At 66.8% G+C, this 20,877-nt stretch carries 22 protein-coding genes and 1 tRNA gene; 8 read left to right on the plus strand and 15 right to left on the minus strand.

The window, feature by feature from the left end; all coding sequences use genetic code 11:
- Positions 1-113: 113 nt before the first annotated feature.
- Together ACN20X_RS10385 and ACN20X_RS10390 are read right to left on the minus strand one after the other, a co-directional pair.
- On the minus strand, positions 114-1,361 hold the full coding sequence (locus ACN20X_RS10385; protein WP_046986356.1) for a CaiB/BaiF CoA transferase family protein: 1,248 nt from the start codon (positions 1,359-1,361) through the stop codon (positions 114-116).
- A gap of 189 nt (positions 1,362-1,550) precedes the next feature.
- Positions 1,551-2,747, minus strand: coding sequence for an acyl-CoA dehydrogenase (locus ACN20X_RS10390; RefSeq protein WP_016448959.1), 1,197 nt, complete (start codon positions 2,745-2,747; stop codon positions 1,551-1,553).
- A gap of 229 nt (positions 2,748-2,976) precedes the next feature.
- Between ACN20X_RS10390 and ACN20X_RS10395 the strand changes: the two genes are divergently transcribed.
- Positions 2,977-3,924: a LysR substrate-binding domain-containing protein gene (locus ACN20X_RS10395; RefSeq protein ID WP_012204131.1), complete on the plus strand. Its 948-nt coding sequence runs from the start codon at positions 2,977-2,979 to the stop codon at positions 3,922-3,924.
- 120 nt (positions 3,925-4,044) lie between these two features.
- Here ACN20X_RS10395 and ACN20X_RS10400 read toward each other — a convergent pair whose 3' ends face one another.
- Both ACN20X_RS10400 and ACN20X_RS10405 read right to left on the minus strand, forming a co-directional pair.
- Positions 4,045-4,791 carry an LrgB family protein gene (locus tag ACN20X_RS10400; RefSeq protein ID WP_047217793.1) on the minus strand — a complete coding sequence of 249 codons (747 nt, stop codon included), beginning with the start codon at positions 4,789-4,791 and terminating at the stop codon, positions 4,045-4,047.
- Positions 4,788-5,165: a CidA/LrgA family protein gene (locus ACN20X_RS10405; RefSeq protein WP_016448957.1), complete on the minus strand. Its 378-nt coding sequence runs from the start codon at positions 5,163-5,165 to the stop codon at positions 4,788-4,790. Before ACN20X_RS10405 ends, ACN20X_RS10400 begins: the two co-directional genes overlap by 4 nt.
- A 252-nt stretch (positions 5,166-5,417) precedes the next feature.
- Between ACN20X_RS10405 and ACN20X_RS10410 the strand changes: the two genes are divergently transcribed.
- The gene (locus tag ACN20X_RS10410; RefSeq protein ID WP_016452574.1) at positions 5,418-5,639 is read left to right on the plus strand and encodes a hypothetical protein; all 222 of its coding nucleotides are present in this window, start codon (positions 5,418-5,420) and stop codon (positions 5,637-5,639) included.
- 638 nt (positions 5,640-6,277) lie between these two features.
- Here ACN20X_RS10410 and ACN20X_RS10415 read toward each other — a convergent pair.
- A tRNA-Leu gene (locus ACN20X_RS10415) sits at positions 6,278-6,362 on the minus strand.
- 39 nt (positions 6,363-6,401) lie between these two features.
- On the opposite strand from ACN20X_RS10415, the gene cysM reads away from it, so the two are divergent.
- From cysM to ACN20X_RS10430, 3 genes are all read left to right on the plus strand, one after another.
- A complete protein-coding gene (gene cysM, locus ACN20X_RS10420; protein ID WP_017407070.1) occupies positions 6,402-7,307 on the plus strand; it encodes a cysteine synthase CysM in 906 nt (301 codons plus the stop codon).
- 77 nt (positions 7,308-7,384) lie between these two features.
- Complete coding sequence (locus ACN20X_RS10425; protein WP_016452506.1) at positions 7,385-7,987, plus strand: NUDIX hydrolase; 603 nt, start codon at positions 7,385-7,387, stop codon at positions 7,985-7,987.
- A gap of 26 nt (positions 7,988-8,013) precedes the next feature.
- Positions 8,014-8,241: a sulfurtransferase TusA family protein gene (locus tag ACN20X_RS10430; protein ID WP_012204137.1), complete on the plus strand. Its 228-nt coding sequence runs from the start codon at positions 8,014-8,016 to the stop codon at positions 8,239-8,241.
- An 85-nt stretch (positions 8,242-8,326) separates the two neighbouring features.
- Here ACN20X_RS10430 and galU read toward each other — a convergent pair whose 3' ends face one another.
- The 3 genes from galU to ACN20X_RS10445 all read right to left on the minus strand — a co-directional run bounded on the left by galU (position 8,327) and on the right by ACN20X_RS10445 (position 12,914).
- On the minus strand, positions 8,327-9,214 hold the full coding sequence (gene galU / locus ACN20X_RS10435) for a UTP--glucose-1-phosphate uridylyltransferase GalU (RefSeq protein WP_016448953.1): 888 nt from the start codon (positions 9,212-9,214) through the stop codon (positions 8,327-8,329).
- 11 nt (positions 9,215-9,225) lie between these two features.
- Positions 9,226-12,138: a valine--tRNA ligase gene (locus ACN20X_RS10440; protein ID WP_016452505.1), complete on the minus strand. Its 2,913-nt coding sequence runs from the start codon at positions 12,136-12,138 to the stop codon at positions 9,226-9,228.
- Positions 12,139-12,284: 146 nt separating this feature from the next.
- The gene (locus ACN20X_RS10445; protein WP_012204140.1) at positions 12,285-12,914 is read right to left on the minus strand and encodes a VOC family protein; all 630 of its coding nucleotides are present in this window, start codon (positions 12,912-12,914) and stop codon (positions 12,285-12,287) included.
- A gap of 246 nt (positions 12,915-13,160) precedes the next feature.
- On the opposite strand from ACN20X_RS10445, the gene ACN20X_RS10450 reads away from it, so the two are divergent.
- Entirely contained in the window at positions 13,161-14,054 is an 894-nt protein-coding gene (locus ACN20X_RS10450) for a cation diffusion facilitator family transporter (RefSeq protein WP_126311794.1), read from the plus strand.
- Between the two features lie 37 nt (positions 14,055-14,091).
- A complete protein-coding gene (locus ACN20X_RS10455) occupies positions 14,092-14,340 on the plus strand; it encodes a DUF1272 domain-containing protein (RefSeq protein ID WP_012204142.1) in 249 nt (82 codons plus the stop codon).
- Here ACN20X_RS10455 and ACN20X_RS10460 read toward each other — a convergent pair whose 3' ends face one another.
- The 3 genes from ACN20X_RS10460 to ACN20X_RS10470 are packed head-to-tail and all read right to left on the minus strand — an operon-like array spanning position 14,341 to position 15,777.
- Positions 14,341-14,745, minus strand: coding sequence for a ribosomal maturation YjgA family protein (locus tag ACN20X_RS10460; protein WP_473210562.1), 405 nt, complete (start codon positions 14,743-14,745; stop codon positions 14,341-14,343).
- A 20-nt stretch (positions 14,746-14,765) separates the two neighbouring features.
- Positions 14,766-15,113: an antibiotic biosynthesis monooxygenase family protein gene (locus ACN20X_RS10465; RefSeq protein ID WP_473210563.1), complete on the minus strand. Its 348-nt coding sequence runs from the start codon at positions 15,111-15,113 to the stop codon at positions 14,766-14,768.
- Between the two features lie 34 nt (positions 15,114-15,147).
- Positions 15,148-15,777, minus strand: a complete 630-nt coding sequence (locus ACN20X_RS10470; protein ID WP_473210564.1) for an FMN-binding negative transcriptional regulator — start codon at positions 15,775-15,777, stop codon at positions 15,148-15,150.
- 100 nt (positions 15,778-15,877) lie between these two features.
- On the opposite strand from ACN20X_RS10470, the gene pdxR reads away from it, so the two are divergent.
- Entirely contained in the window at positions 15,878-17,383 is a 1,506-nt protein-coding gene (gene pdxR, locus ACN20X_RS10475) for a MocR-like pyridoxine biosynthesis transcription factor PdxR (protein WP_473210565.1), read from the plus strand.
- A 63-nt stretch (positions 17,384-17,446) separates the two neighbouring features.
- Here the strand turns inward: pdxR and ACN20X_RS10480 are convergent, their stop codons facing one another.
- The 4 genes from ACN20X_RS10480 to ACN20X_RS10495 all read right to left on the minus strand — a co-directional run bounded on the left by ACN20X_RS10480 (position 17,447) and on the right by ACN20X_RS10495 (position 20,859).
- On the minus strand, positions 17,447-18,025 hold the full coding sequence (locus ACN20X_RS10480; protein WP_016448945.1) for a YceI family protein: 579 nt from the start codon (positions 18,023-18,025) through the stop codon (positions 17,447-17,449).
- A gap of 69 nt (positions 18,026-18,094) precedes the next feature.
- On the minus strand, positions 18,095-18,667 hold the full coding sequence (locus tag ACN20X_RS10485) for a YceI family protein (protein WP_016448944.1): 573 nt from the start codon (positions 18,665-18,667) through the stop codon (positions 18,095-18,097).
- A 92-nt stretch (positions 18,668-18,759) separates the two neighbouring features.
- Positions 18,760-19,353 carry a cytochrome b gene (locus ACN20X_RS10490; RefSeq protein ID WP_016452500.1) on the minus strand — a complete coding sequence of 198 codons (594 nt, stop codon included), beginning with the start codon at positions 19,351-19,353 and terminating at the stop codon, positions 18,760-18,762.
- Positions 19,354-19,551: 198 nt separating this feature from the next.
- Positions 19,552-20,859, minus strand: coding sequence for a heme biosynthesis HemY N-terminal domain-containing protein (locus ACN20X_RS10495; protein WP_016452499.1), 1,308 nt, complete (start codon positions 20,857-20,859; stop codon positions 19,552-19,554).
- Positions 20,860-20,877 lie beyond the last annotated feature (18 nt).

Here is a 20,877-nt window from a genome sequence, read left to right on the forward strand (position 1 = left end):
GAGCGTTTGTTGTGAGGCACCGACGGGTGGGAAGGCTGGGTTTTTTAAGACATTCGTATGGCGGTGCTTGAGGAAAAAGATGTGGAGGAGGCGGTGTTGCCTGGCGCAGGCGATCAGACCACGCCGCGCGAGCGCAGCGCCTGGATGGCCATGGGCGCCAGGCCCAGCTCGCCCAGTACTTCATCGGTGTGCTGGCCCAGGGAGGGCGGTGCGCTGCGCAGCACGGGCGGGGTATCGCTCAGGCGCATGGGGCTGGCCACGCTGGCGATGCGCGAGATGCCGTCGCCGGCCTCGCGCGGCAGCTCGACGCGTATGCCGCGTGCGCGCACCTGCGGGTCGTCGAAGGCCTGGGCGATGGTGTTGATGGGGCCGCAGGGCACGGCCTTGTCTTCCAGCAGCGCAATCCATTCGGCCGTGCCGCGTGTCTTCATGAGGGGCACCATCCGCTCCAGCAGCGCCTGGCGATTGCGCACGCGCGCGGTGTTGGTGGCAAAGCGCTCGTCCTGCGCCCAGCCGGCTTCGCCGACGGCGGCGCAAAAGCGCGCGAACTGCCCGTCATTGCCAATGGCCAGCAGCACGTTGCCGTTGGCCGTGGCGAAGTCCTGGTAGGGCGCCAGGCTGGGGTGGATGTTGCCGGCGCGGCCCGGCGATTCGCCCGTGGCCAGAAAGCCGGCGGCCTGGTTGGCCAGCACGGCCATGCCCACGTCGAGCAGGGCCATGTCGATGTGCTGGCCCCGGCCCGAGGCCTGGCGCGCATGCAGCGCGGCCAGGATGGCATTGCTGGCATACAGGCCCGTGAAGACATCGATCACGGCCACGCCCACCTTGAGCGGGCCGCCTCCGGGCGCCTCGTCGGCATGGCCGGTGATGCTCATCAGCCCGCACATGGCCTGCACCATGAGGTCGTAGCCCGCGCGCTCGGCATACGGGCCGGTCTGGCCGAAACCCGTGACCGAGCAATAGATCAGGCGCGGGTTGAGCGCCTTGAGGCTTTCGTAGTCCAGCCCGTACTGCGCCAGGCCACCGACCTTGAAGTTCTCCACCAGCACATCGGCCCCGGCCGCCATCTGGCGAATCAGCTGCTGCCCATCGGGGGTGGACATGTCGATGGTGACCGAGCGCTTGTTGCGGTTGCAGGCCGTGAAATAACTGGCCTCCTGCGTGGCCTGCCCATCGTCGCGCGGCAGGAACGGAGGCCCCCAGTGGCGCGTGTCATCGCCGGCCACGGGCCGCTCGACCTTGATCACATCGGCGCCCAGGTCGGCCAGTGTCTGCGTGCACCAGGGCCCGGCCAGCACGCGGGAAAGATCAAGCACCTTGATGCCAGCCAATGCGGCCGGCGCGGAGGATGTGGAGGACATGAGAGGGAAGAAATATGAGCGCGCCCGATGCCGCTGGTAGTTCAGATCAGGGCTTGAGCTTCCATCACCCATAGCGTGTGACATGGGCGTGGAGCAGGCCAGGGACGCCGAGCAAGAGCCGCCTCGCGGCGAGGGCGTCGTCCCCCTCCGCGAAGCGAGAAGGGGGAAGGCGCGAAGCGCCTCAGGGGGTCAGTTGGCAAAAGCTGCGATGCCGGTCTGCGCCCGGCCCAGGATCAGCGCATGCACATCGTGCGTGCCTTCGTAGGTGTTGACCACTTCCAGGTTGACCAGGTGGCGGGCCACGCCGAACTCGTCGCTGATGCCGTTGCCGCCCATCATGTCGCGCGCCATGCGGGCAATGTCCAGCGACTTGCCGCAGTTGTTGCGCTTGATCAGCGAGGTGATCTCGATCACGTTCTGGTGCTCGTCCTTCATGCGGCCCACGCGCAGCGCGGCCTGCAGGCCCAGGGTGATCTCGGTCTGCATGTCGGCCAGCTTCTTCTGCACCAGCTGGTTGGCGGCCAGGGGGCGGCCGAACTGCTTGCGGTCCAGCGTGTACTGGCGCGCCGTGTGCCAGCAGAACTCGGCTGCGCCCAGGGCGCCCCAGGCAATGCCGAAGCGTGCGCTGTTCAGGCAGGTGAAGGGGCCCTTGAGGCCGCGCACCTCGGGGAAGGCGTTTTCCTCGGGGACGAAGACATCGTCCATCACGATCTCGCCCGTGATGGAGGCGCGCAGGCCCACCTTGCCGTGGATGGCCGGGGCCGACAGGCCCTTCATGCCCTTGTCCAGGATGAAGCCGCGGATCTCGCCCACATGGCCGTCCTCGGTCACTTCCTTGGCCCAGACCACGAACACGTCGGCCACGGGGCTGTTGGTGATCCACATCTTGTTGCCCTTGAGGCGGTAGCCGCCGTCCACCTTGTAGGCGCGGCTGGACATGCTGCCGGGGTCGGAGCCGTGGTCGGGTTCGGTCAGGCCGAAGCAGCCGATGAACTCGCCGCTGGCCAGCTTGGGCAGGTACCTGTTCTTCTGGTCTTCGGTGCCGAATTCATTGATGGGCACCATCACCAGCGAGCTTTGCACGCTGGCCATGGAGCGGTAGCCCGAGTCCACGCGCTCGATCTCGCGCGCCACCAGGCCGTAGCTGACATAGTTCAGGCCCGCGCCGCCGTACTGCGTGGGGATGGTGGGGCCCAGCAGGCCCAGCTCGCCCATCTCGCGGAAGATGCTCACGTCGGTCTTTTCATGGCGGAACATTTCCAGCACGCGGGGTGCCAGCTTCTCCTGGCAGTAGGCATGGGCCGCGTCGCGGATCATGCGCTCGTCTTCGCTCAGTTGCTGGTCGAGCTGGAAGGGGTCATCCCATTGGAAGCTGTTGCGGGCCATGGCGTGGTTTCTCCAAAAAACAAAGAGGTCAAGGGCGGGTCGCTGCCATATGCCAAAGCCGGGCAGGCTGTGACCATGGAGCGTTGTTGCGACGCATCTTAGAAGCGGGCCTGCGCGTGGCGCAAACGATGTTTGTTCATCCATGAATGCGTAAAACGCATGTATGAATGGGTTGTTGCGGGTTATTCCCTATGATGTGAGGCTCTGAAGTGCATTGAATTCATGAGATATGCGTAGAGCCCTGCCATCCACCCAAGCCCTTGCCTGCTTCGAGTCGGCCGCCCGCCACATCAGCTACACGCGTGCTGCGCAGGAGCTGTCGCTCACGCAAAGCGCGGTATCGCGCCAGATCATTGCGCTGGAGGAGTTCCTGGGCGTGCAGCTGTTCCGGCGCACGCGCCACGGCGTGCTGCTGACCGAGGCCGGCACGCAGTACGCCCAGCAGGTCTCCCGCTGGCTGCACGGCCTGGAGCGCGACACGCTGGACATCATGGCCCACCAGGGCGAGGGAGGCCCGCTCAATCTGGCGGCCGTGCCCACCTTCGCCACGCGCTGGCTGCTGCCGCGCCTGCCGCAGCTAGCGCGCGAGCATCCCGAGGTCACCGTGCACATCGATGTGCAGACGCGGCCCTTCCTGTTTGCCGATACCGTGTTCGACGCTGCGCTCTATGCAGGCACGCCCGAGCAGGTGGCACGCTGGCCCGGTGTGCAGGCGCAATGGCTGATGGACGAAGAGGTGGTGCCCGTGTGCAGCCCGCAATTGCTGGCCACGGCCCAGGCGCGCGAGCCGGGCCGGGCCTGGCTGCCTGTGGGGGCGGACATCGTGGCCCGGATGCCGCTGCTGCAGCAAAGCACGCGGCCCTACGGCTGGCAGCAGTGGTTCGATGCCATGGGCGTGGCCGCGCCGCGCGCGCTGGACGGCATGCGGCTGGAGCTGTTTTCCATGCTGGCCGTGGCCGCCAGCCAGGGCCTGGGCGTGGCGCTGATGCCGCCCATGCTGATCGAGCAGGAACTGGCGCGCGGCGACCTCATCATTGCCTGCCCCCAGCCGCTGCGCGGCAACCGCGCCTACTACCTGGTCACCCCGGCCCTGGCGCCCGATGCCCAGCCCGCGCCCGCCCTGCGCGTGTTCTCTTCATGGCTGCAGCAGCGCGCCAGGGAGCACCGGCCTGCCTGAAAATTAAGCAGGCCTTGGATTGTTCAACGATGACAGTCACTTAACTGACTTATCCTTGCTGCTGGCGGCGCTTGTCCACAGGCTTGTGGGGGTGTCTCTGGGGAAAACCCGCAATCGCGCTCAAAACCAGGGCAGCACGGCCAGGCACAGCGGCATGACCACGGCCGTGGCCACGCCGTTCAGGCCCATGGCCAGGGCCGAGAAGGCGCCCATGGTCGGATTCACCTGCAGCGCGCGTGCCGTGCCGATGGCGTGGGCCGTAAGTCCCAGGGCAAAACCCTGCACGGCCGGGTCATCGCTGCGCACCAGGCGGATCAGCAGCGGCGCCATCATCGTGCCCGCAATGCCGGTGATGGCCACGGCCACTGCCGCCAGCGAGGCCGGCCCGCCAAAGCGCTCGGCCATGGGCAGGGCGATGGGAATGGTGGCCGACTTGGGCGCCAGCGCCACCAGCGTCTGCACCGTGGCGCCCAGGCTCCAGCCAATCAGCAGTGCCGACAGCAACGCCACCACGCAGCCCACGGCCAGCGCCACGCTGATGGGCAGCCACAGCGCGCGGATGCGCTCGCGCTGGGCGTACAGCGGAATTGCCAGCGCGACGGTGGCCGGGCCGATCAGCAGCCCCAGCAGCGAGACGCCGCTGCGGTAGCTGGCATAGGAGGTGCCCGTGGCCAGCAGCACGCCCACGATGACGACCACGGCCGTGAAGACGGGAATCAGGAGCGGATGGTTGCCGCTTCTGCGGTACAGCGCCATGGCCGCCAGGTAGACGGCCATGGTCAGCACCAGCCAGGGCAGGTGGGCGGTGGAGGCATTGCCGGACAGCGACTGCCAGGCGCTGTGCCAGTGGGTGGTGAGCGCGCTCATGCCTTGTCTCCCTGGCTGGCGGCCGCCTCGCGGGCGCGCTGGCGCTCCAGGCACCAGCGGAAGGTGAAGGCCGTGGCCAGGAAGGTAATGGCTGCACCCGCCACGCAGGCGATCACGAAGGGCTGCCATTCGCGCGACAGCCGGTCGAACTCCAGCATCACGCCTGCAATGACGGGAATGAACAGCAGCATCATGTTCTGCAGCAGCACGCCGGCGGCCTTCTCCAGCGACTCGGGCAGGCGGCCGTGCAGCAGCAGCGCCGCCAGCAGCAGCAGCGTGCCCACGAGCGCTCCCGGAAGCGGCAGCCCCGTGAGCTGGACGATGGCCTCTCCCAGCAACTGGAAGGCGAACAAGGCGGTGATGGCGTACAACATGAAAACCTGAATCCCTGGAGCAGATGGCAAGAGCGGAGAGCAGAGGGCGGCGGCAAGAGAGCGGGCTGCCCGTTTCCCGGACAGGGCAGTGCCCCGGCACCTGTGGGACGCCGCCGCAAAGCGTGCCATCATCGCCCACATCGCGAAAAAAGGTGCGGACACCGATTGCGCGGCGTCCCGGCCAACGCTATGTTGGGACCCATGCCTTGGGCAGTGCCGGGGCATGAGACTTTGAATAGCGAAGGAGTAGCGATGGCCGAAACCACATATCACGCACCCGTGTACGAGCCGACGGTGGATGAACTCGAAGTGCTCAAGAAGCTGGAAATGGGCGAGCCCGTGTCGCTGGAAAGCGCGGCGCGCGAGCATCTGTCCAAGAGGCTGCGCGAGCGTGGACTGGTCGAAGTGGACAGCAGCCATCAATGGCACATCACGGCGGCGGGCCGCGCCCAGATCCGCCGCTCCGATGCCTGAGGCGCGGCGCGGCAGGTGACCCCGGTTTCAAGGGTTTTCCCTTGGATTCAGGGGCTGCCTGATTTGCAGGCAGCCTAGCTTGCGGCCAGTGAATGCAAGCACTTGGACGCCTCGTTCACTTGCTGTTCACTGAATATCCACAGGGTTGTTCAAGGGTTCTGTGGAGAAAAAAAGCCACCCCAGGGTGGCTTTTTTCATGGGCATCACCAGGCTTTTGCAGCGGGCGCACCGGGCTGGTGCCCGCGCCGGAAATTGGCTGCATGGCGATGGTGCAGATACCGGTTTTCAGAGGGAAGGTGCCGGATTTCGCGCACTGGGCAAGGCTAGGGGGCAGGCCGCGGTGGGGGCGATTCGGGGCGGGCTGGACATGCGCCTGATTGCAGTCCGTTTCCGCCTTGGAGGTGGCTTGATGCCAAAGTTGTACACAGGTTGGGCGGTGTGCGGGTGAAAGCGCGCAGGGGCTATCCCGCCCAAGGCATGAGGACGCAGGATCTGGTCAGGCTGGAGGCCTTGAATTGCAGTGCAGCCGCTGAAAAGGGCTGGTGCAGGAAGGAGGGGTGTGCGGACACTGTGAAGACAGCGGCCGGAAAAGAAATAGCCGAAAAAGCAGCGGACTGCTTTTTCGGCTACGTAATCTCTGGTGCCCGGGGCCGGAATCGAACCGGCACGCCTTGCGGCGGGGGATTTTGAGTCCCCTGCGTCTACCAATTTCACCACCCGGGCTACTTAGCGCAGGGGCGAATTATGGCACAGTGTGAGGCTATGAAAATTTATCCGACCATCGAAGACGCCATCGGCCGCACGCCCCTGGTGGCATTGCAGCGCATCGGTGCGCAGTCTCGCCAGGAACGTGGCAACGTGGTGCTGGGCAAGCTGGAAGGCAACAACCCGGCCGGTTCGGTCAAGGACAGGCCGGCCCTGTCGATGATCCGTCGCGCCGAAGAGCGCGGCGACATCAAGCCCGGCGACACGCTGATCGAGGCCACCTCGGGCAATACCGGCATTGCGCTGGCCATGGCCGCCACGATCAAGGGCTACCGGATGGTGCTGATCATGCCCGAGGACCTGTCCATCGAGCGTGCCCAGACGATGAAGGCCTATGGCGCCGAGCTGATCCTCACGCCCAAGAGCGGCGGCATGGAATACGCGCGCGACTTGGCCGACCAGATGGTGGCCCAGGGCAAGGGCGTGGTGCTCGACCAGTTCGGCAACCCCGACAATCCGCGCATCCACTACGAGACCACCGGCCCCGAGCTGTGGGAGCAGACCGGCGGCGAGATCACCCATTTCGTGAGCGCCATGGGCACCACGGGCACGATCACCGGCGTGGCGAAGTTCCTCAAGGAAAAGAACCCTGCCATCCGCATCGTGGGCGCCCAGCCGGCCGAAGGCTCGCGCATCCCCGGCATCCGCAAGTGGCCCGAGGAATACATGCCCAAGATCTACGACGCCTCGCTGATCGACGAGACCGTGCTCGTGGGCCAGGACGATGCCGAGGACATGGCGCGCCGCCTGGCGCGCGAGGAAGGCATCTTTGCCGGCATCTCGGCTGCCGGCGCCTGCTGGGTGGCCCAGCAGATTGCCGAGCGCGAGAACAACGCCACCATCGTCTTCGTGGTCTGCGACCGCGGCGACCGCTATCTGTCCACGGGCGTCTTCCCCGCCTGATACAGCGACAGGCCCGCCTTCCGGCGGGCCTTCCTGTTTGCATTGAGCCAGGACAGCAAAAAACCAGGAACAGCCCCATGCACTATGAAACCCGCTATTGCACGCACTGCGCAACGCCCCTGCAGTGGGTGATCCAGGCCGAGGACGGCGGCGATGTATCGCGCCTGCGCTGCCCCGAGTGCGGCTGGACGCACTGGAACAATCCCACGCCCGTGCTGGCCGCCATCGTGGAGCTGGACGGCAAGGTGCTGCTGGCGCGCAATGCGGCCTGGCCCGAGAAGGTCTTCGGCCTGATCACGGGCTTCATGGAGGCCGGCGAGTCGCCCGAGGAGGGCGTGGCGCGCGAGGTGGCGGAGGAAACCGGCCTGAAGGCCGAGTCGCTGGAGCTGATCAGCGTGCATGAGTTCCTGCGCATGAACCAGGTGATCATCGCCTTCCATGTGCGCGCCAGCGGCCAGGTGCGGCTGTCGCCCGAGCTGCTGGAATACCGCCTGCTGGAGCCCGAGAAAGTCCAGGCCTGGCCTTCCGGCACGGGCATGGCGCTGGCCAAGTGGCTGCGCAGCCGGGGGCATGATCCTGTGATCCGTGACTTCTGGAAGCGTGCCGAGCAGGCCCAGGAGGCTGAAGCGAGTCGCGCCGATCAAGACACTGCTGCCGGCCTCAGCCGCGATGCCGCCTAGAATCCCAGGCTCAAGAGGTGCATCCGATGGAAATTCACAAGGAAATCGACACGCGCGGGCTCAACTGCCCGCTGCCCATTCTCAAGGCCAAGAAGGCGCTGGCCGAACTGGACAGCGGCCAGCTGCTCAAGGTGGTGGCCACGGATACCGGATCGCTGCGCGACTTCCAGGCCTTCGCCAAGCAGACCGGCAATGAGCTGGTGGAGCAGCAGACCGTGGGCGCGGAGTTCATCCACATCCTGCGCCGGCGCTGAGCGGCTGCACGCGGCTCGCTCCAAAGAAAAAGGCCTGCTTTCGCAGGCCTTTTGCATGGGGCAGGGGCGGCCCTGGGGCCCGGCCTCAGATGCTCAGGCCCTGCAGGTATTCGCGGAAGCTCGCGCCCACATCCTCGTGCTGCAGCGCCAGCTCCACCGTGGCCTGCAGAAAGCCTTCCTTGCTGCCGCAGTCGTAGCGCTTGCCCTGGTACTGGAAGGCGTAGACGGCTTCATGGGCCATCAGGCGTTCGATGGCGTCGGTCAGCTGGATCTCGCCGCCCACGCCCTTGGGCTGGTTGCGGATCTCCTCGAAGATGGCCGGTGTCAGCACATAGCGGCCGGCCACGCCCATGCGCGAGGGCGCCTTCTCGGGCGCGGGCTTTTCGACGATCTTCTCGATGCGCATCAGCGCGCCGCCGGCCGGCTCGCCGGCCACGATGCCGTAGCGCTTGGTCTGCTCCAGCGGCACTTCCTGCACGGCCAGCAGGGAGCGGCCCTGTTTCTGGAAAGCCGAGGTCATCTGGGCCATCACGCCCGGGCCGCCGGACTCGCCCACCATCAGGTCGTCGGCCAGCAGCACGGCAAAGGGCTCGTTGCCCACCAGCGGCTCGGCGCACAGCACGGCGTGGCCCAGGCCCAGGGAGCGCGGCTGGCGCACGAACAGGCAGTTCATGTCGGCGGGGCTGATGCTGCGCACCAGCTCCAGCATGGCCTGCTTGCCGGCGTTCTCCAGTTCGTTTTCCAGCTCGTAGGCGGTGTCGAAATGGTCCTCGATGGCGCGCTTGCTGCGGCCGGTGACGAAGATCATGTCGCGGATGCCGGCCTCGTAGGCCTCTTCCACGGCGTACTGGATCAGCGGCTTGTCCACCACGGGCAGCATCTCCTTGGGAGAGGCCTTGGTGGCGGGCAGAAAGCGCGTGCCGAGCCCGGCAACGGGAAACACGGCTTTGCGGACACGGGTCTGGGTGCTCATAAACGGATCTTTCAACCCAGGCGGGCGAGTTGTTCCTGGATGCGGATCAGCGTGGCGCCGAAGTCGGCCACGCGCTTCTTTTCCTGGTCGATGACGGCCGGGGGCGCCTTGGCCACGAAGGCCTCGTTGCCCAGCTTGGCATTGGCCTTGGTGATCTCGCCTTCCAGGCGTGCGGCTTCCTTGGACAGGCGGGCCTTTTCGGCAGCCACGTCGATCTCCACGAACAGCGCTAGGCGCGCCTCGCCCACCACGCAGACGGGCGCGGCCTGGGCGGCCTCGGCCCAGGCGGCTTCGTCGTCGAACACCTTGACTTCGCTGAGCTTGGCCAGGTTCTGAAGCACGGCGGCGTTGGTGCGCAGGAACTGCGCCTCGTCGGCCGAGCTGGCCACGGCCAGCAGCGGCAGGCGCTGTGCGGGCGACACGCCCATCTCGCCGCGCAGCGTGCGGCAGGCGTCGATCATCTGCTTGATGCGGCCCACGTAGGCGATGGCGGCTTCGTCGATCTTCTCGGGCTGGGCCTCGGGGTAGCGGGCCACGGCCACGGACTCGCCGGGCAGGCCGGCGACCGGGGCGACCTTCTGCCACAGGGCTTCGGTCACGAACGGGATGATGGGGTGGGCCAGGCGCAGGATGGCCTCCAGCGTGCGGATCAGCGTGCGGCGCGTGGCGCGCTGCTGGGCCTCGCTGCCGGTCTGGATCTGCACCTTGGCGATTTCCAGGTACCAGTCGCAGAACTCGTTCCAGACGAAGTCGTACAGCGCGTTGGCCACGTTGTCCAGGCGGAATTCGGCAAAGCCCTTGGCCACTTCGGCCTCGACCTTCTGCAGCTGCGAGGTGATCCAGCGGTCGGGCTGGCTGAACTGCATGTAGCCCGCGAACTCGCCGCCGGCCTGGCATTGCTCCTTGGTGTGGGGCAGCAGGCCGCAGTCATGGCCTTCGCAGTTCATCAGCACGAAGCGGCTGGCGTTCCACAGTTTGTTGCAGAAGTTGCGGTAGCCCTCGCAGCGCTTGCTGTCGAAGTTGATGGAGCGGCCCAGCGAGGCCAGGGCCGCGAAGGTGAAGCGCAGCGCGTCGGCGCCGTAGGCGGGAATGCCCTCGGGGAATTCCTTTTGCGTGTTCTTGCGCACCTGGGGGGCGGTCTCGGGGCGGCGCAGGCCCTGGGTGCGCTTGTCCAGCAGGGTGTCCAGGTCGATGCCGTCGATCAGGTCCACGGGGTCGAGCACGTTGCCCTCGGACTTGCTCATCTTCTTGCCCTGGGCGTCACGCACCAGGCCATGCATGTAGACATGGCGGAAGGGCACGCGGCCCGTGAAGTGCGTGGTCATCATGATCATCCGGGCGACCCAGAAGAAGATGATGTCGTAGCCCGTGACCAGCACCGAGCTGGGCAGGTAGAGGTTGTAGTCATCGTCGGCCGCCTCGGTCTGGTTCGGCCAGCCCATGGTGGAGAACGGCACCAGGGCCGAGGAGTACCAGGTGTCCAGCACGTCCTCGTCACGCGTGAGCGTCTTGCCGGGGGCCTGGGCCTGGGCTTCTTCCTCGGTGCGGGCCACGTAGACCTTGCCGTCCTCGTCGTACCAGGCGGGAATCTGGTGGCCCCACCACAGCTGGCGCGAGATGCACCAGTCCTGGATGTTGTTCATCCACTGGTTGTAGGTGTTGACCCAGTTCTCGGGCACGAACTGCACCTGGCCGCTGGAGACGGCATCGATGGCCTTCTGCGCGATGGACTTGCCGGTGGCATCGCCTTCGCCGACCTTGTTCATGGCCACGAACCACTGGTCGGTCAGCATGGGCTCGATCACCTGGCCCGTGCGCGTGCAGATGGGCACCATGAGCTTGTGCTTCTTGGTCTCGACCAGCAGGCCGGCCGCGTCCAGGTCGGCCACGATGGCCTTGCGCGCCACGAAGCGGTCCATGCCGCGGTACTTCTCGGGCGCCTCGTCGTTGATGGTGGCCGTGAGCGTCAGCACGCAGATCATCGGCAGGCCGTGGCGCTGGCCCACGGCGTAGTCGTTGTTGTCATGCGCGGGCGTGACCTTGACCACGCCCGTGCCGAACTCGCGGTCCACGTAGTCGTCGGCAATGATGGGGATCTCGCGGCCCACCAGGGGCAGGATCACGGTCTTGCCGATCAGCGCCTGGTAGCGCTCGTCCTCGGGGTGCACCATCAGGGCTGCGTCGCCCAGCATGGTTTCCGGGCGCGTGGTGGCCACCACGAGCTGGCCCGAGCCGTCGGCCAGCGGATAGGCGATGTGCCACAGCGAGCCGTCCTTTTCCTCGTTCTCGACCTCGAGGTCGGAGACGGCGGACATCAGCTTGGGATCCCAGTTCACCAGGCGCTTGCCACGGTAGATCAGGCCCTGCTGGTACAGGCGCACGAAGGTCTCGTTGACGATGGACGACAGCTTGTCGTCCATGGTGAAGTACTCGCGGCTCCAGTCCACGCTGTCGCCCATGCGGCGCATCTGGCCGGTAATGGTGTTGCCGCTCTGGTTCTTCCATTCCCAGACCTTGCTCACGAAGTTCTTGCGCGCCTCGGGAGGCGTCGCGCCCATGTCGTGGCGGCTGGCGATGCCCTGCTCCTGCAGCTGGCGCTCCACCACGATCTGCGTGGCGATGCCCGCGTGGTCGGTGCCGGGCACCCAGACCGTGTTGTGGCCCTTCATGCGGTGGTAGCGCGTGAGGCTGTCCATGATGGTCTGGTTGAACGCATGGCCCATGTGCAGCGTGCCCGTCACATTGGGCGGTGGCAGCTGGATGGAGAACGAGGGCTGGGATGCATCTGCCTGGCCCGTGCCGCGCACGCCGGCTGCGCCGTAGCCGCGCTTTTCCCATTCGGGGCCCCATTGGGCCTCGATGGCTGCGGGTTCAAACGATTTGGACAGGCTGTCGAGGCCTGGCTGGGCAATGGTGTCGCTCATGGCTTGCTTGCGGGGAATTGTGCGAATGGCGTTTGGCAAATGAAAACGGCATCCGTTGAAGGGATGCCGTCTGCATATGCGAAATGGATGACGGTTTGACGGGGATTCTACCGACCCCGTCCGCCTGCCTGTTCGCCGGGTCTTATTCAGGCCGCTGCGTCGGGGACGAACTCGGGCCGGTCGTTGCTCTGGGGCTTGAGCGGCTGGGCGGCCTTGCCTTCGGCGCGTTCCTTGCGCCATTGCTCCTTGCGTGCCGTCCACTCGTTCAGGCGGGCGTGGGCGGTGGTGCTTTCGCGCGCCATCTGCACTTCGTCGGCCAGCTGGGCCGACAGCTCCAGGCGGATGCCGTTGGGATCGAAGAAATAGATGCTCTTGAAGATGTGGTGGTCGGTCACGCCCAGCACCTCGATGCCATGCGCCACCAGGCGGGCCTTGGTGTTCTCCAGTTCCTCGACGGTGTCCACGCGGAAGGCGATGTGGTTGATCCACAGCGGCGTGTTGGGCGAGGGCAGGGCCTTTTCGTCGTCGCCGATGTCGAAGAAGGCGATGAACGACCCATCCTTCAGGCGGAAGAAGAAGTGCGTGTAGGGGCAGTACTCGCCCGTGCTGGGCACGTAGTCGCTCTGGATGATGTGGTAGAGCGGCAGGCCCAGGATGTCCTCGTAGAAGTGGCGGGTCTCCTCGGCATCGCGGGCCTTGTAGGCGTAGTGGTGCAGCTGCTGCACGGCGGCGGGCGGTGGCAGTGTGGACAGGTCGGGACGGGCGCTTGTGTTCATCGAATGTCTCCTTGGTGGATGTCTTGATTCTACTATTCGTAATCAATTTACCTAAATGAAATGTTGCGATGGATGCAGGGATATGCGCGCTGCGGTGTCCGGGCCACCTGCGGTGCCGAGTTGCCGCCAGCACTTGACCTTCAAGTCACTTCACGCTTTCTCATCGAGGTCCGATCCCCCGCTTGCCATGGTCGCCATGGATGCGGCGGCCCTCTGTTCACAACCGTTTTCAAGTCAAGGAACCTCATGAGCGACAGCCATCAGCACGGCGACGTGCGCGCCCTGCCGGAATCCCGTCTCTGGTTTGCCTTCGGATTGACCGGCACCTTCATGGTGGTGGAGATCATCGGCGGCATGGTCACGGGCAGCCTGGCCCTGATCTCCGACGCCATGCACATGCTGACCGACGCGATGGCGCTGCTGCTAGCCCTGGTGGCCATACGCGCCGGCCGCAAGGCAGCCGACCTGCTGCGCACCTACGGCTATGCGCGCTTCGAGATCCTGGCCGCCGCCGTCAATGCGCTGGTGCTGCTGGGCGTGGCCTTCTACATCCTGTATGAGGCCTACCGCCGCCTGTCGGCACCCGCGGAAATCCAGTCCCTGGGCATGATGGCGGTGGCGGCCGCGGGCCTGGTGATCAATCTGATCTCCATGCGCCTGCTGTCGGGCGGCAAGGACGAGAGCCTGAACGTGAAGGGCGCGTACCTGGAGGTGTGGGCTGACATGCTGGGCTCGATCGGCGTGCTCGCCGGTGCCGCGCTGATCTGGCTGACGGGCTGGCGGTGGATCGACTCGGCGGTGGCCGTGGGCATCGGCTTCATGGTGTTCCCGCGGACCTGGACCCTGTTGCGCGAGTGCATCAATATCCTGCTGGAAGGCGTGCCCTCGGGGATGAACCTGCAGGCAGTGCGCGAGACGATTTCGGGCACGGCGGGCGTGGCAGCGATCCACGATGTCCACCTGTGGGCGGTCACGCAGAGCAAGCGCATGCTGACCGGCCATGTGGTGCTGCTGCCCGGCGCGGACGGCGAGCAGGTGCGCCGCGATATCGAAGACAGGCTGCAGACCGGCTTCGACCTGCACCATACGACGCTGCAGATGGAGAGCGAGGACCGCTCCCCGGCAGAGCACATCCACTAGGATGCCAGTCTTCATGGACCACACCCGGAGTGCACCGATGCTTGAGCTTCGACCCAACTGCGAATGCTGCGACAAGGACCTGCCGCCAGAGTCTGCCGAGGCCCGCATCTGCACCTTCGAGTGCACGTTCTGTGCCGGCTGTGCGGATCATGTGCTGCACGGCGCCTGCCCCAACTGCGGTGGCGAGCTGGTGGCCAGGCCGCGCCGGCCGGCGGACAAGCTGGAGCGGTATCCGGCCTCGACGAAGCGGGTGCTCAAGGCCGGTGGCTGCGCTGTACGGGCCTGATCAGAGCACACGCCTGGCTCTGCGGCTTTGGAACGCAGCCTCCACCACCAGCACGGCTGCAAAACCCATCACATAGGCCAGCACATCCCACCAGTCGGCCGTGCTGCCCAGCACGATGCGCAAAGCGCGGTTGGGAATGTGCAACTGGAAGGTCGATGCCAGGAACTGGCCCAGCTCCACCAGCAGGCCCACGCACAGTGCGGCCGATGCCAGCGTCAGCACGCGCGCGGCGATCACGGTCTTGAACACGGCATAGACCCAGGCCACGGCCAACACGTCGCCGAAGAAGCTGCGCACCCAGCCCCAGCGCGCGCCGACGGTGGCCAGCAGCACGAGCAGGACAAACAGGGCCACCGCCCACACCAGGGAAACAGGATCAAAACGCCATCGCATGGCCGCCATCATCGGGCCAAAAGCGGGTCCGGTCAGCGAGCCGGGTGCGCAGTGCCTTGCGCAGCGGTGGCCAGCGGGTGCGCTATCCCGCCATCGCCGTAGGTGCCCACCACCTGGGCGATCACCACCTGGTAGCCCTTGAGCCAGCGCGCCTGCTGCCGCTTGGCCTCGATATGCGCAGGGTGGCGCATCAGCTCTTGCAGCGCCTCCCAGGTCTGCCAGTAGTAGACGTTGGAGACCAGGCCTGTGGCGGGGTTCTCCCAGGCCTCTTCGCCCAGGTAGCCGGGGATGGCGCGGGCGATCTCGGCGATCCGGCCGTCAAGGGCATGGAACTGCGCGTCGTATGCGCCCGGCGCGAAGGTGAAGGTGGAGGTGTACATCGATGGTTGGCAACCTGTGTGAGGGTGGCTGGCGCTAGATGCGCGGCGCCGCATCCATGGCGCCGGCCAGCGGCTCCTGTCCGCGCTCGCGCAGCGCGCCGATGGCGCCTTCCAGGTCGCGGGCCTGCCGGTTCTGGCTGAGCTTGGCCTTGCCCTCCAGGCGGGTGATGCGGATCTGCAGGCCGACGATGGCCTGCAGCATGCCGTCGATGAATTCACGCGGCGAGTCGGACATCTTCCAGGGCTGGGCCTGCGATGCCTCATGGACCCGCGTGAGCCGCCCGACCAGGCCGCGCACGAATCTCTCGTCGTCATGGATGCTGATTTGCCCGTGCACATGCACGGCCTCGTAGTTCCAGGTGGGCACCAGGCGGTGCGTCTCGTGCTTGCTTGGATACCAGCTGGGCGAGATATAGCCTTCGGCACCACGGAAGACGACCAGCACCTCGGCGCCGTCGCGGCACTGCTGCCAGATGGGATTGGCGCGGGCCACATGGGCGCTCAGCGTGCCCATCTCCCCTGGGGCCGCATCCAGCAGGAACGGCAGGTGGTTGGCGTCCAGCACGCCGTTGGCCTGGGTGACGAGCGTGCCCAGGGGGTGGCTGCGGATCAGGCCGTGCAGGCTGCCGGAATCGGTGAGGGAGAAATGGGCGGGCGTGTACATGGAGCTTGGTGCAACGGTGGACCGGCATCGGGGGAAACAGGACTATCCACCATCCCTGGCACAATGAAAAATCCAGTTTCGTGATTTTTTGGAAGACCAGTTGAAGTCCCATTTCGCCGCCGATACCGGGGCTGCGCCCAGCGCCCGCCGCATCCACGAATGGCTGAAATCCCAGATGGCCGACGGCAGCCTGGCCGTGGGCGCGCGCCTGCCTTCCACCCGCGCGCTGGCGCTGGACCTGGGTGTGTCGCGCACCACCATCACGGCGGCCTACGAGCAGCTTGCGGCCGAGGGATATCTGGAGACTGCACAGGGCGCCCGGGCGCGCGTGGCAGCTGGCGCGGAGCAGCGCAGCCGCGCGCCCCGCATTGCGGCTGCGGCGCAGGATTGCCGATCCCGCCTGTCCTCCTATGGACGGCGCGTGGATGCGCTGGCGCAGGCCCAGCCCGCTCGCGCCGGGGATGAAGGGCCTGCCGTGATCGACTTTCTGTACGGCGCCCTGGCCTTTGATGACTTTCCCACGCTGGCCTGGCGGCGCGCCTACAACCGCGCCATCGTGCAGCGCCAGTCCTCCCTGTCCTACGACGCGCCCGAAGGCGAGCCGGCGCTGCGCATGGCGCTGCAAGGCTATCTGCGAAGGGCGCGGGGGCTTGTCTGTTCGGCCGATCAGATCGTGGTGGTGCAGGGCTCGCAGCAGGCCATCGACCTGTGCGCGCGCGTGCTGGTCGATCCGGGCGAGACCGTGCTGATGGAAGAACCCTGCTACCTGATGGCGCGCCGCGTGTTCGAGGCCCAGGGCGCATGCCTGCAGGAAATGGCCGTCGATGAACAGGGCCTGGATACCTCGGCGCTGGCCGGGCGCCAGGCGCGGCTGGCCTATGTCACGCCCTCGCACCAGTTTCCGCTGGGCGGCGTGCTGCCCATAGGCCGCAGGCAGCAGCTGCTGGCCTGGGCGCGCGCCACGGGTGCCTGGATTCTGGAAGACGACTACGATGGCGATTTCCGCTACGGGCTGCGCCCCATCGACGCCCTGCAGTCCATTGACGAGGTGGGTTGCGTCATCCATGTCGGCACCTTCTCCAAGGCCTTGTCCCCACAAATGCGCATGGGCTACCTGGTGCTGCCGCCGTCCCTGGTGCCCGTGTTCCGGGAAGCCCGGCGGCTGGCCGACCGGCATGCGCCGCGCCTGGACCAGCTGGTGCTGGCCGCGCTGATCGAGGACGGCAGCTACGAGCGCCATGTGCGCGCCGCCCGCCGCCGCAACGAAGGCCGGCGGGCGGCATTGCTGCAGGCGCTGGAGCGGCATCTGCCGGGCGCGGTGCAGGTCGAAGGTTCGGCCTCGGGCCTGCATGTGGTGGCCTGGGTGCCTGCCGTGCACCAGCGCGATGAAATTGCCCTGGTGCGTCTGGCGCGAGAGCGCGGCGTGGGCGTGCGCCCCATCTCGCCGCTCTATGCGGCCGGTGACGCCCATCGCCGCCAGTCCTGCGCCGGGCTGGTCCTGGGCTATGCGAGCCTGCAGCCGCAGGCCATCGAGCAAGGGGTGCGCAGGCTGGCGGGCGTGGTCAGGAGGTGGCAGGCCCGGCCCGCAACGCAAAAAAGCCCGTGACCGGCTTCCGGATCACGGGCTTTGGGTCGCATCGCCCCGAAAGGCACTGCGGCGAATACCGTTTTACTGCTGCTTGACCGCTTCGATGGACATCACCAGGCGCACTTGCTTGGGGAAGCCGTAGTCCACGCCGTAGTTCACGCCGAAGGCGGTGCGGTCGATCACGGCCTCGAAGTCGCCGCCGCAGGTCTCGCGCTTTTGCAGCATGGCGTTGGGGTAGCAGGTGAACTTGTTGGCCTTGATGGTCACGGGCTGGGTCTTGTCCAGGATGGTCAGCTGGCCGGTGACTTCCTTGAGCTTGTCGCCGTCGAAGACGAACTTGTCGGAGACGAACTTGGCCTGGGGGAACTTGGCCACGTTGAAGATGTCGGCGCTCTTGAGATGCTTGTCGAAGGCGGCGGTGCCCGAGCTCAGCGAGTCCATTTCCAGCACGACTTCGACCTTGCCGGCCTTGGCGTCACGGTCGAATTCCACGGTGCCGCTCTTCTTGTCGAAGCGCACGCGGTTGGTCGAGGCACCGTTGTGGTCGATCTCGAACGTGGCGAAGGTGTGCGTCGGGTCGATGGCGTAGGTTGCGGGAGCCGCCTGGGCAGCGGTGGCGAACAGGCCGGCAATGGCCAGGGCAAACACGGAAGTGCGCATGAAAGAACTCCTAGGTTGGGGTTGCACGAAACGGAAAAGAAAACAGCCAATCCTGGGCAAGAGTGCCGCTTACAGCTTGCCCACGCCGGTCAGGGCCAGCTTGAATTGCACCTGGACCTCGTCGGCCACCATGGAGGTATCGCCCCATTCGCCTTCGCCGATCTTGAACTGCAGGCGCTTGAGCGGCAGCGTGCCGGTGGCCGTGGTCGTGGTACCGGACTGTGCCAGTTGCACGGGAATGCTCACGTTCTGGACCTGGCCCTTGATGCTGAGCTTGCCGTCCACCTGGTACTTGCCGCCGCCCAGCGCCTTGACGGCCGTGGAGTCGAAGACGGCCTGGGGGAATTTGGCGACATTGAACCAATCGGCCTTGGGCAGCTCGGCATCGGTTTCCTTGGCGCCCATGGTGGCGCTGCCGGTGTCCACGGTGAAGCGGATCTTGCTGGTGTCGGGCTTGGCCGTGTCGAACTGGACCTGGGCGTCGAATTTCTTGAAGTGGCCCTGCAGGGGCACGCCCATCTGCTTGGCCGTGAAGTTCACGGCGCTCTGGGCGGGAACGAGCTTTTGCTCGGCCAGGGCCGCCTGGGAGGTCAGGGCCGCAGCGGCCAGGGCAATGGTGGTCAGCGTGGCGGAAAAGCGCATGGCAGGACTCCTTTGGGGGTCGGGAAACATTCGATCGGGGATGGCTGGGGCGCGCGCAGCGCGGTGCGCAGGCCCTGGCTGGGGGAGATAACTCAGGCGCGGCCCGGCAGCATGCGGGAGATGAGGCCGTCGCGGTCGATGAACTGGTGCTTGAGGGCGGCGCCCACATGCATGGCGATCAGCGCGACCAGGGCCCAGGCCGCCCAGCCGTGCAGGGGCTTGAGGGTTTCGGCCAGCTCGGGGCTTGCGCTCACGAAGTCGGGCAGGGGCAGCACGCCGAGGAAGACGATGGGAAAGCCGGCCGCCGAGCTGTAGGCCCAGCCCAGCAGGGGCACGGCAAAGAACAGCAGGTACATGGCGTGGTGGGTGCCGTTGTGGGCCCAGTGCTGCCATTGGGGCATGGCGCGGGCCACGGCGGCGGGCAGTTCGGGCGGGCGATGGGTGATGCGCCAGACCAGGCGCAGCAGGCTCAGCGTCAACAGCGTGACGCCCAGCCACTTGTGCCAGTTGTAGAGCTTCAGGCGCGAGGGCGAGAACGGCAGGCCTGTCATGTACCAGCCCAGGGCCAGGGCGGCGATCAGGCCCAGGGCCAGCAGCCAGTGGGCAGCCATGGCCACGCCGTTGTAGCGCGTGGCTTTGGAGGAGGATTTTGCTGGCGCGTTGGCGCGGGCTGAGGACTCTGTCATGGATGGCGGCAGGCTTTGGAACCGTTCAGGGCCCCTGCAAAGGGGCCCTGGATGGCAAGAAAGGGTGCGGTGCGCTCTGCGTGGACTTCGTGCACTGCGGACAACGTGCAGTGTAGGAAGCGGCAAATCCAAAAGAGTTCAGCGGTATTGACGGCTCGATTCAAAAAAGATGAAGGCTCGCCGTGCCGCGCGGAGGGCTCAGGGCCGGGTCGGATCGGCGGGCAGCACGACCACGGCCTGCGCTGCCTGCTTCCAGGCGGCAGCCGCTGCATCGGCATCGCCGCGGTGCTCGGCCATCAGGGCCAGGCGCTGCCAGGCGCGGGTGCGCAGTGCGCTTTCCTGCAGGTGGGGGGCTGCGCGCAGCAACAGCTGCTGGGCCTTGCCCCAGAGCTGGCGCTGCACGCATGCCATGCCGGCCAGGTATTGCAGGCGGGCTTCGCGCGGATGGGCGTTGCTGGCCGCCTCGATGCGAGCCAGCCAGGCGCCGTCCAGGCCGTCCAGGCAGGGCTCCAGCACCTGGACCAGGCGCGGCAGGTGGGATTCGCTGCGCGGGCCTGCGTGGGACAGCAGGCGCTCCCACACGGGCAGCAGCCAGGCACGGGCCTGCGCGGCCTCGCCGCCCAGGGCCATGAGGCGCGATGCGGCCGGCAGCGCAATCTCGGGCATGGCGCGCTCTTCCGTGTCCAGCGACAGCCAGAAGTGCTGCAGCTGCGTGGTGTCGCGTGCCTCGTTGATGCTCTCCAGTACCAGGCCGCGCACCACGCTGGCGGCGGCCGCGGGCGAGAAGGCGCGGTGCTTGGCCAGCAGGCGCGCCGTGTCCAGCGCCGTCGATGTCTGGCCTGCCAGGCGCGAGGCCTTCAGGCGGATGCGCAGCGCGATCGTGCGGCGTGCCGCGCCCTGGGGCAGTTCGGCCAGGCGGCGCAGTGCGTCGGATGCGTCGCGGTCGTCCAGGGCCCAGCGCGCGGCGCGCATCTGTGCGCCTTCGCGCATTTCCTGCTCCTGGGCGTTGCCCTGGGCCGGTGCGTTGGCCAGGACCTCACGCCAATGGTGGTCGCGCTGCTGGCGGTCCTGCAGTGCATGGGAGGCATCGGCGGCCACCATGTGGGCGGCGGCGCGCAGCCGCATGCCGTGCGGCACGGCGGCATGGGTCTCGGCCAGGGACTCTTCCATGGCCAGGGCCGCCAGCGCGGACTTGCGTGCGCGCAGGAAGCGGCCGGCCTGCTGGTGCGACAGGGCTTCCAGCAGGCTGTGGTGCATGGCGCGCTCTTTCTGCTGGCTGCGCCAGCGCCGCGCCTGGTGCGGCATCTGCAGCAGCGCGGCCAGCGCGCGCAGCGCGGCATACAGCAGCACGAAGGCCAGCACGATGATGGCAATGGCCAGGTTCAGTGACAGGTCCAGGCGGTAGGGCGCCCAGAACAGGGTCACCGTGCCCTGGTTGGAGCCCGCGAACAAGGCGGCCGCAACGGCCATGCCGAACAAACCGATCAACCACAGTGCAGCGCGCATTCGTCTGTCTCCCGGCTG

The sequence above is a fragment of the Delftia sp. PX-1 genome, from assembly GCF_055797465.1.